This window comes from Kitasatospora sp. NPDC059747, assembly GCF_042732955.1.
GTDB lineage: Bacteria > Actinomycetota > Actinomycetes > Streptomycetales > Streptomycetaceae > Kitasatospora.
This window is the reverse complement of the sequence record NZ_JBHWGV010000055.1, coordinates 20,528-28,924: the sequence shown is the minus strand read 5'-3', so window position 1 is coordinate 28,924 and position 8,397 is coordinate 20,528. Positions and strand designations below refer to the sequence as shown.

Below are 8,397 nucleotides of genomic sequence, written 5' to 3'. Positions count from 1 at the left end.
AGCGCGGGTCTCTCTCCCGCCCCCCGCCCCCCCCGCCGCCCCCCCCAGACCAAGACCCCCATGTCCGCGGGGCGCCCCACCCCCCCCCCCGGGGGGGGGGGGGCCCCCCCCCCCCCCCCCCCTCTTCCTGCACGCCGCCCGCTCGATGGGCGTCGACCCGGCCGCGTGCGTCGTCGTCGAGGACAGCCTGCCCGGCGTCCAGGCCGCCCGGGCGGCCGGGATGCGCGCCCTCGGCTACGCGGGCGGTCTCACCCCGGCGGAGCGCCTGGCCGGGCCGGACACGGTCGTCTTCGACGACATGCGGAAGCTGCCCGAGCTGATCCGACCCTAGGGCGGGTCTTTCGGGTCAGGCGACTACCAGGGCAGGGTGGTGCCGTACTCGCTCAGGAAGCGGCCGGTCGGGCCGTCGGCCGCCGCCGTCACCTGCGCGGCGATCCGTCGGCCGCCCTCCTCGGCGGTGAGCGAGCCGGTGTGGTCGTTCAGGTCCGTCGCGCAGAAACCGGGTTCGACGGAGCTGAACTTCACCCCGGCCTCCCGCAGGGCGCGGGCGTAGACGAGCGTGACGGCGTTGAGCGCGGCCTTGGACGTGTTGTACGCGAGCAGGGTCGCGTGCTCCCACACCGGGGAGTCCGGGTCGGCGAGGAACGACGTGCTGGCGAGGCCGCTGGAGACGTTGCACACGCAGCCGGCGGACGACTTCCGCAGCAGCGGGAGCAGCGCGTTGGTGACGGCGACGACGCCGAACACGTTCGTCTCGTACACCTCCCGCATCGCGGCGACGGGCAGCCGGTCGGGCGTGTGCTGCCGGTCCCGGGTGATGCCGGCGTTGTTGACGAGGGTGTCGAGCCGGCCGTGCTCGGCCTCGACCTGCTCGACGGCGGCGCCGATCGACGCCTCGTCGGTCACGTCGAGCCGCACGAAGTGGGCGTCGAGCCCCTCGGCGGTGAGTCGGGCGGCGGCCGCGGTGCCGCGCCCGTGGTCACGGGCACCGATCAGCACGGTGTGGCCGGCCCGGCCCAGTTCGCGGGCGGCGGCGAATCCGACACCCTTGTTGGCGCCGGTGATGAGGATGATGCGCTCGGTCATGGCATCGAGCCTGGCCCGCCGCGGACGGCGCCGGGAGGGCACTGCCGAGGGTGGTATCGCCAGTGCCATGGTCGCCGGGCGAGCGGACGGGCCACACTGGAGGCGTGGAACACGTCGACCGGGCGGAGCTCGCCGCCTTCCTGCGCCGCTGGCGGGCGCGCGTGCAGCCGTCGGACGTCGGCCTGCCGGCCGGCGGGCGCCGCCGCACCCCGGGCCTGCGCCGCCAGGAGGTCGCCCAGCTCGCGGGCATGTCGGTGGAGTACTACATCCGCCTCGAACAGGGCCGCGGTCCGCGGCCGTCCCGCCAGATGCTCGGGGCGATCGGCCGGGCGCTGCGCCTGTCCGACGACGAGCGCGCCCACCTCCACCACCTCGTCGGCGAGCAGCCCGGCCCGCCGCCGGGCCTCGACCGGGAGGTCAGGGCGGGCGTCCTGCACCTGCTCGACCGGCTCGACGACACCCCGGCGGTGGTGTGCAGCGCGGTCCGCGACCTGCTCGCCTGGAACGCCATGGCCGCCGCCCTGCTCGGCGACTACTCCGCCCTGCCGCCCGCCGAGCGCAACCTGATCTGGCGCTTCTTCACCGATCCGGAGAGCCGCTCCCGCCACGACCCGGCGGGCGTCGAGCAGTTCAGCCGCGGCGCGGTCGCCGACCTGCGGGCGGCGACGGCCCGCTACCCCACCGACGCGGGCGTGCGCGGCCTGGTCGACCGCCTGCTGTCGGCCAGCGCCGAGTTCCGGGAGCTGTGGGCGCGGCAGGACGTCTCCGCCAGCCGCTCGAACCACAAGCGGATCCTGCACCCGGTCGTGGGCCCGCTCGACCTCGACTGCGAGGCGCTGCACGACCCGAAGCGCGACCAGTGGATCATCCTGTACACGGCGGCGCCCGGCACGCCCTCGCACGAGGCGCTGCGGCTGCTCAAGGTGGTCGGGAACCAGGACCTGGCGGTGCGGTAACCGCTTGCGGGGCTCCGGGGCTCCGGCCCGGTGGTGCGTCGTGTTCAGGTTCCCCGCCGGCCGTCCTGGGCTCGACGGCGTTCCGGTGGTCCGCGAGGTCGGTGACCGGACTCGGTCCGGACCTCAGTGTTCGCCGGCCGGGAGCCGCCACACGAACGGGAAGAAGTCCCGCTTCCACTGCTCGGACCTCGCCAGGGCGTCGGCGGCCGCCGGGGCGCGCAGGAAGGTGCGGTGGCGCAGCAGTTCGCGGCGCTCGGCGGGGGTGAGCAGGCGGTCGTCCTCGTCGAGGTTCTCCGGGTGGTCGGCGGGCAGGTCCGGGTGGCCGTCGATCGGCACGCACTCGGTGACGTTGAGGTGGTCGCCGTCGGCCGTCCGGTAGTCGAGGCGCAGCTCGGTGCGCCACTGGGAGTTGCTGCCCCAGCCCTGCGAGAGGTCGACGGTCGGGCGGTGGCGCCGGCGGAAGGTCCAGTAGATCGGCCAGGCGTCGGCGACCCCGCGCTCCGCGTGCGCGGCGCCGGCCCGGACCCGTGCGCCGGCGCGGCTGAACAGCAGCTCGCCGAGCATCAGTCCGGGCCAGCGCAGGCCGAGCACCTCGACGGGCGCGTCCCGGTCGTCGGCCTGGTCGACCTCGGCGATCTCGTGGTGGAAGGGGTCGAAGGCGCCGTCGTCGACGATCGGGGTCATGCCGAGCGAGGCGAAGAAGCCGAGGTACTCCTGCCACGTCCGGGTGTCGTCCAGCAGGAGGTAGTCGCTCACGCGACTCAACGCGTAGAGCTCCCAGTTGAGTTCGCGTCCGTCCGGATCCTCCCACCAGGGCTGGTGCCGGGCCGTGGTGGCGAGTTCCTCGCGGTAGCCGGCGTGCAGGGCCCGGTCGAGCCAGGGGGTGACGATCTCCTCGTACCGGTGCGCGCCCTCGTAGTCCAGCAGTGCCTCGTAGAGCGCCCGCGCGCCGACCTCGTCCTTCATGCCGGGAGCCTACTCGCAGGTTTTACCGAACGGTCGACCAATTGTCCGCGCAGGTCGCGTAGCGTCCGGGGCATCCACCGAACGCGAACGACGCGGACGCCTGCCGCCACGGCCGGGCGTGCCGCCGGGAGGCATGCCGTGAACCTTGTCCACACCGCTTCGTCCCTGCCCGGGGCCTGGGAGTCGGCGCTCCTCGCCGAGGTCGGGACGGCGGTGGTGAAGGTCCAGCGGATGGACGGCCGCCCGCTGCCGCCCGAGGTCCACGCGACGGCGGAGGCGCTGGTCGTCGTGGAGGGGCGGCTGGAACTGCTGGTGGGCGATGCTGAGTTCACCGTTGCGGAGGGCGAGCTGTACCGGGTGCCGGCCGGTGCGGTCCATGCGGTGCGCCCGGGCAGTCGCGGGACGCTTCTCATCGTCGAGGTACCGGAGCGGCCCTCGTCTGGGACGATCGATTCATGATCTCGGACGAACGTTTGGACCAAGCCGCGCGGCTCTACGATCGTGCCGTATTCGGCGCCGACGCCGACGCCATCCCCGCCGCCGACCGCTGCCTCGACGCGGTGGAGGCGGACCTCGCGATGGCCCGCGGCCGGAACCTCCATGCCCGCTTCCTCGCGGAAGGGGTGGTGGAGGAAGGGGAGTTGACGCTCTTCTCGCGGGCGGACGAGCTCTACGAGGCGCTGGGGGACGCGAGGGGCCGTGCCGACGCCCAGTTCTGGATCGGCACGTACCAGCAGTTGGTGCGCGGGGACGCCGAGGCCGCGCGCCCGTACTTCGAGCGGGCGCTGGAGCTGGCGGAGCAAGCCGATGACGACCTCATCCGGTCCTACGCCCTGCGCCACCTCGGCATCCTGGCCCACATGGCCGGCCGGTTGGCGGAGGCCCGCGCATGTTTGGAGGAGTCCACCGCGCTGCGGAGGAAGCTGAACTTCCGTGCGGGCGTGGCGGCGAACCTGGTGGGCCTGGCGTACATAGCCGCCCAGGAGGGCCGGGAGGACGATGCCGTCGCGACCCTGGCCGAGGCGGAGCGCCTGGCGACCGAGACGGAGTCGCACGGCGTCCTGCGCTGGGTTGCGGACGCGAAGCTCAAGCTTCGCTCAACTTCCGTGTAGGAAAGGGGAGTTTGGCTAATCTCAGAGGTGGGGGGAGAGAGCCCCGGCAGGCCCGGCCTGCCGGGCGCTCCCATGGGTTCAGAGCAGCCCGAAGTGGAACTCCCCAGCGGCGACCGGCGCCGGTGAACGCGGAGCGCGCCTCACGGTCGACGGCCAGACGAGTGGTTCAGGCGAGCGCCGCCGCGATGGCCGCCTCGGCGTGGAGGCGGGCGGTGGGGAAGACGGGGACGGGGCTGTCCTCGGCGTGGACGAGGAGTTCGATCTCGGTGCAGCCGAGGATGATGCCCTCGGCGCCAGCGGCGACCAGCTCGGCGATCACCCGGCGGTACGCGGCGCGCGACTCCTCGCGGACGACGCCGACGCACAGCTCCTCGTAGATGACCCGGTGCACGAGTGCGCGGCCCTCCGGGTCCGGGACGAGGACGTCCAGGCCGCCGCTCGATGCGAGCCGGCCGCGGTAGAAGTCCTGTTCCATCGTGAACGCCGTGCCCAGCAGCCCGACCCGGCGCAGGCCGGCGGTGCGGACGGCGGCCGCGGTGGCGTCGGCGAGGTGGAGGAGGGGGATGGTGACGGCGGAGGCGACCTGGTCGGCGACCTTGTGCATGGTGTTGGTGCAGATCAGCAGCAGGTCGGCCCCGGCCGCCTCCAGGGAGCGTGCGGCGTCGGCGAGGAGTTCGCCGGCCTCGGTCCAGCGGCCTTCGGTCTGGAGGCGTTCGACGGTGGCGAAGTCGACCGAGTAGAGCACGAGTCGGGCGGAGTGCAGTCCGCCGAGCCGCTCCCGGGCGAGTTCGTTGAGGAGGCGGTAGTACTCGGCGGTGGATTCCCAGCTCATGCCGCCGATCAGGCCGAGGGTCTTCATGGGGCCAAATATAAAGACAGAGGCGAATTTCATGCAAATATATAAGGCTAGCTTTGAGGGGTGTCCCGCGGTACGCGGTGCTGCCATTCCCTCGTGAAGACGACCGAGCCGGCCTCCAGGGCGCGGAGCTGGACGATGCTGATGAAGTGGGTGGCGTCGCACCGGAGTTGGGCGCGGGTCTGGAGGGTGACGTCCCAGCCGAGGTCGGGGCGTTCCAGGCGGGTGGTGTGGTCGGTGCGGGCCTGGGCGCTGAGGGGGGCGTCGGTGAGGACGCGGTAGGCGGTCACGGTGTGCTCGTCGCGGACGAGGCCGTCGGGCTGGGTGCGGGTGCCGTCGGCGGCGGGGGAGAGTTCGGTGCGCCACTCGTGGCGGCCGAGGTCGTGGACGGTGACGCGTTCGGGGCGGGCGGTGAGCGGCTCGGTGAGGTGGACGGCGAGCGGGTCGGGCAGCACCGGGGACTCCAGGACGACGGCTGTCGCGCCCACGTCGGCGGCGAGGTGGCGGACGGGCAGGGTGAGGGTGCTGTGCGACGGGTCGACGGCGTACCCGGAGCCATCGGGGGCGGGCCACACCCACGGCCAGTACGCGGACGAGAGCGCGAGCCGCAGCCGGTGCCCGGCCGGGAGGGAGAACGCGCAGGCGGCCAGTTCGACGGTGGCGTCGGCCGTGCCCGACGTCACCAGTACGCCCCGGGTGATCAGTTCCGATGTCCCGTCCGGCCGGACCGCGCACAGCCGCGCGACGATCAGGGCCGGCCGCCCGTCCTCGCGCAGCCGCAGCCGGACGGACGGGATGCCGAGGACCTCGACGGGCTCGGGCTGCGGCCGGGAGTCGAAGCAGACCGAGCGCCCGTCCTCCTCGCGCTGGTCCGGCGCCCGGTCGGCGGGCCGGCCGAGCGGGACGTAGGCGCCCGCGTTGAGGCCGGTGTGCTGGGGCGAGCGGACGTGGACGTAGCGGTCGTCGGAGGTGGTGCCGGCGGTCTGCAGCTGGCCGTCGAGGCCGTAGTGGATCTCGCGGACGTCGGGGGAGGGCCAGACCTCGTCGCCGACCCACCGGGTGCCGAGCAGGTTGCGCAGGGCCGGTTCCCTGCGGACGCCGGTGTCGATGTCGCGCAGCCAGTGGTCCCACCAGCGGAGGGTCTCGGGGAGGGTGTCCTCGGGCAGGCCGTGCGGCCAGGGGCCGACCAGGGCGCGGGCCTCGGGTGAGGTGGCGAGCAGGCGCAGGACGAACGAGCAGGACGGGTCGCCCCACCCGGCGATCGCGAGTGTGGGGACGGAGACCGGGACGGACGTCTCCCCGGCGGCGAGCCAGCGTTCGGCCGGCGGTTCCAGGGATTCGAGCCGGGCCAGCCACTGCGGGCGCCAGGCGTCGCCGACGTGGCGGGGGTCCGGCGGCCGGGCGGCGGAGGCGACCAGGGCGGTGAGCCGGGTGTGGAGGTCGGCGGCGAGGACGGCGCCGCCGAGCCGGTGGCCGCCCTCGGGGCAGGCGGCGACGACGGCGCGGACGGTCTCGGGGGAGCGCGCGGCGAGCTGCAGGGCCGTGGTGCCGGCCGCGCCGACGCCGAGCAGCCCGACCCGGCCGCTGCACCAGGGGCGGGCGGCGAGCCAGGCGATCACGGCGGTGCCGTCGGCGAGCTCCCGGTCGTCGCCGGGGGTGACGGGCAGGCCGCCGGAGTTGCCGTGACCGCGGGTGTCGACCCGGACGGCGGCGTAGCCGTGGCCGGCGTACCAGGGGTGGCGGCGGGCGTCGTCGGCGGCGGACCAGTCGGTGAGCCGTCCGGCGGAGTACTCCAGGAGGGCGGGGACGGGTTCGTCGCTGACCGGCCGCCACACCCGGGCGGACAGCTCGGTGCCGTCGGGCAGGGGGATGCGGACGTCCTCGCGGGTGGTGTGGAAGGGGTACGACGGCATTGCCGCTCCCATCGGGTCCCGGGCCGGTGAACGCCGACGGGGGTGTGCGTGCCGGCATTCCGACCCTAGGGGAGGAGTCGGCCGATTTCCTGATGAATCGGGCGCGGTGGTGAAGGCCCGGATTTGCACCGCCTTCACCCGGCGTGTTCGGGGCTCGCCAGCGCGTGTTTGTGTCCGCAGTGCTTCAGTATTTGCGAACGGCTTGCAACTGCCTCCCGGTCGAGGGAAGGATGTCCCCGCACTCCGCTCCCCCGAAAGGACCACAGCAATGGCCAGCCCCGCCGCAGGTGCCCCGTCCGTCAGATGGTGGCACCGGCTCACCCGCGAGGAGTGGATCCGCCTGGCCGGCATGGGCGGCTTCATCCTCGCGCTGCACGTGATCGGCTGGTTCACGCTGCTGGCGCTCGTCGCGCCCGAGCACTACGACGTCGGCGGCCAGGTCTTCGGGGCCGGCATGGGCCTCACCGCCTACACCCTCGGCATGCGGCACGCCTTCGACGCGGACCACATCGCGGCGATCGACAACACCACCCGCAAGCTGATGGGCCAGGGCAAGCGGCCGCTGTCGGTCGGCTTCTGGTTCTCGCTCGGCCACTCCTCGATCGTCTTCGGCCTCTGCGCCCTGCTGGCCTTCGGCATCCGCTCGCTCGCGGACCAGGTCGAGGCGGACGACTCGACGCTGCACCGGATGACGGGCCTGATCGGCACCACCGTCTCGGGGACGTTCCTGCTGCTGCTCGGCCTGATCAACCTGGGCGCCTTCAACGGCATCCTCAAGGTCTTCCGCAAGATGCGCGTCGGCGAGTACGACGAGGAGGAGCTGGAGCGCCAGCTGGAGAAGCGCGGGCTGATGAACCGCATCCTCGGCAAGGTCACCCGGGCGGTCACCAAGCCCTGGCACATGTACCCGGTGGGCCTGCTGTTCGGGCTCGGCTTCGACACCGCGACCGAGGTCTCGCTGCTGGTGCTGGCGGGCGGCGCGGCGGCCTTCTCGCTGCCCTGGTACGCGCTGCTGACGCTGCCGATCCTGTTCGCGGCCGGGATGAGCCTGCTGGACACGATCGACGGTTCGTTCATGAACTTCGCCTACGAGTGGGCGTTCTCCCGCCCGGTCCGCAAGATCTACTACAACCTGACCGTCACCGGCCTGTCGGTCCTGGTCGCGCTGGTGATCGGCCTGATCGAGCTGATCGGCCTGCTCGGCGAGAAGCTGGACATCACCAGCGGCCCGATCGGCTGGATCGGCTCCCTGGACCTCAACTTCGTCGGCTACGCGATCGTCGGCCTGTTCGTGGTCACCTGGGCCGGGGCGATCCTGTTCTGGAAGTTCGGCAAGGTCGAGGAGAAGTGGTCGGCGGGCCTGGTCTCGGCCGGCAGCGAGGCGGAGTAGTCCCCGGAGCGGTACGAAGGGGGGGGGGGCCCGCGTTGGGGGAGCCCCCCCGCAGCGGGGGCGGGGGGGGCGCAGCCCGGCCCCCACCCCCGGGGGGCACCACCCAACGCCCCGCGCG

The 8,397-nt window shown here is 73.4% G+C and carries 8 protein-coding genes and 1 pseudogene; 5 read left to right on the top strand and 4 right to left on the bottom strand.

Annotated features, from left to right (window positions below; all coding sequences use genetic code 11):
• Positions 1–109 precede the first annotated feature (109 nt).
• A pseudogene (locus ACFV4G_RS23665) lies at positions 110–331 on the top strand (HAD family hydrolase); the annotation flags it as partial.
• A gap of 23 nt (positions 332–354) precedes the next feature.
• Here the strand turns inward: ACFV4G_RS23665 and ACFV4G_RS23660 are convergent.
• On the bottom strand, positions 355–1,086 hold the full coding sequence (locus ACFV4G_RS23660) for an SDR family oxidoreductase (RefSeq protein WP_380443517.1): 732 nt from the start codon (positions 1,084–1,086) through the stop codon (positions 355–357).
• Between the two features lie 104 nt (positions 1,087–1,190).
• On the opposite strand from ACFV4G_RS23660, the gene ACFV4G_RS23655 reads away from it, so the two are divergent.
• Positions 1,191–2,042, top strand: coding sequence for a helix-turn-helix transcriptional regulator (locus ACFV4G_RS23655; protein ID WP_380443515.1), 852 nt, complete (start codon positions 1,191–1,193; stop codon positions 2,040–2,042).
• 123 nt (positions 2,043–2,165) lie between these two features.
• Here the strand turns inward: ACFV4G_RS23655 and ACFV4G_RS23650 are convergent, their stop codons facing one another.
• Positions 2,166–3,008 carry a hypothetical protein gene (locus tag ACFV4G_RS23650; protein WP_380443513.1) on the bottom strand — a complete coding sequence of 281 codons (843 nt, stop codon included), beginning with the start codon at positions 3,006–3,008 and terminating at the stop codon, positions 2,166–2,168.
• 138 nt (positions 3,009–3,146) lie between these two features.
• Between ACFV4G_RS23650 and ACFV4G_RS23645 the strand changes: the two genes are divergently transcribed.
• Positions 3,147–3,467, top strand: a complete 321-nt coding sequence (locus ACFV4G_RS23645; protein WP_380443511.1) for a cupin domain-containing protein — start codon at positions 3,147–3,149, stop codon at positions 3,465–3,467.
• Positions 3,464–4,120 (top strand): tetratricopeptide repeat protein, encoded by a 657-nt coding sequence (locus ACFV4G_RS23640; protein WP_380443509.1) that lies wholly within the window; start codon positions 3,464–3,466, stop codon positions 4,118–4,120. Before ACFV4G_RS23645 ends, ACFV4G_RS23640 begins: the two co-directional genes overlap by 4 nt.
• 166 nt (positions 4,121–4,286) lie before the next feature.
• Here ACFV4G_RS23640 and ACFV4G_RS23635 read toward each other — a convergent pair whose 3' ends face one another.
• Complete coding sequence (locus tag ACFV4G_RS23635) at positions 4,287–4,979, bottom strand: aspartate/glutamate racemase family protein (protein WP_380443507.1); 693 nt, start codon at positions 4,977–4,979, stop codon at positions 4,287–4,289.
• A 47-nt stretch (positions 4,980–5,026) separates the two neighbouring features.
• Positions 5,027–6,889 (bottom strand): CocE/NonD family hydrolase, encoded by a 1,863-nt coding sequence (locus ACFV4G_RS23630; RefSeq protein WP_380443505.1) that lies wholly within the window; start codon positions 6,887–6,889, stop codon positions 5,027–5,029.
• Between the two features lie 268 nt (positions 6,890–7,157).
• Here ACFV4G_RS23630 and ACFV4G_RS23625 point away from each other — a divergent pair, with 268 nt between their 5' ends.
• Positions 7,158–8,279: a HoxN/HupN/NixA family nickel/cobalt transporter gene (locus ACFV4G_RS23625; RefSeq protein WP_380443503.1), complete on the top strand. Its 1,122-nt coding sequence runs from the start codon at positions 7,158–7,160 to the stop codon at positions 8,277–8,279.
• The last annotated feature ends 118 nt before the right edge of the window (positions 8,280–8,397 follow it).

Bases quoted from the DNA above. Each gene is read 5' to 3' on its own strand.
- ACFV4G_RS23660 (WP_380443517.1), bottom strand. From the start codon at position 1,086: ATGACCGAGCGCATCATCCTCATCACCGGCGCCAACAAGGGTGTCGGA.
- ACFV4G_RS23650 (WP_380443513.1), bottom strand. From the start codon at position 3,008: ATGAAGGACGAGGTCGGCGCGCGGGCGCTCTACGAGGCACTGCTGGAC.
- ACFV4G_RS23640 (WP_380443509.1), top strand. From the start codon at position 3,464: ATGATCTCGGACGAACGTTTGGACCAAGCCGCGCGGCTCTACGATCGT.
- ACFV4G_RS23635 (WP_380443507.1), bottom strand. From the start codon at position 4,979: ATGAAGACCCTCGGCCTGATCGGCGGCATGAGCTGGGAATCCACCGCC.
- ACFV4G_RS23630 (WP_380443505.1), bottom strand. From the start codon at position 6,889: ATGCCGTCGTACCCCTTCCACACCACCCGCGAGGACGTCCGCATCCCC.
- ACFV4G_RS23625 (WP_380443503.1), top strand. From the start codon at position 7,158: ATGGCCAGCCCCGCCGCAGGTGCCCCGTCCGTCAGATGGTGGCACCGG.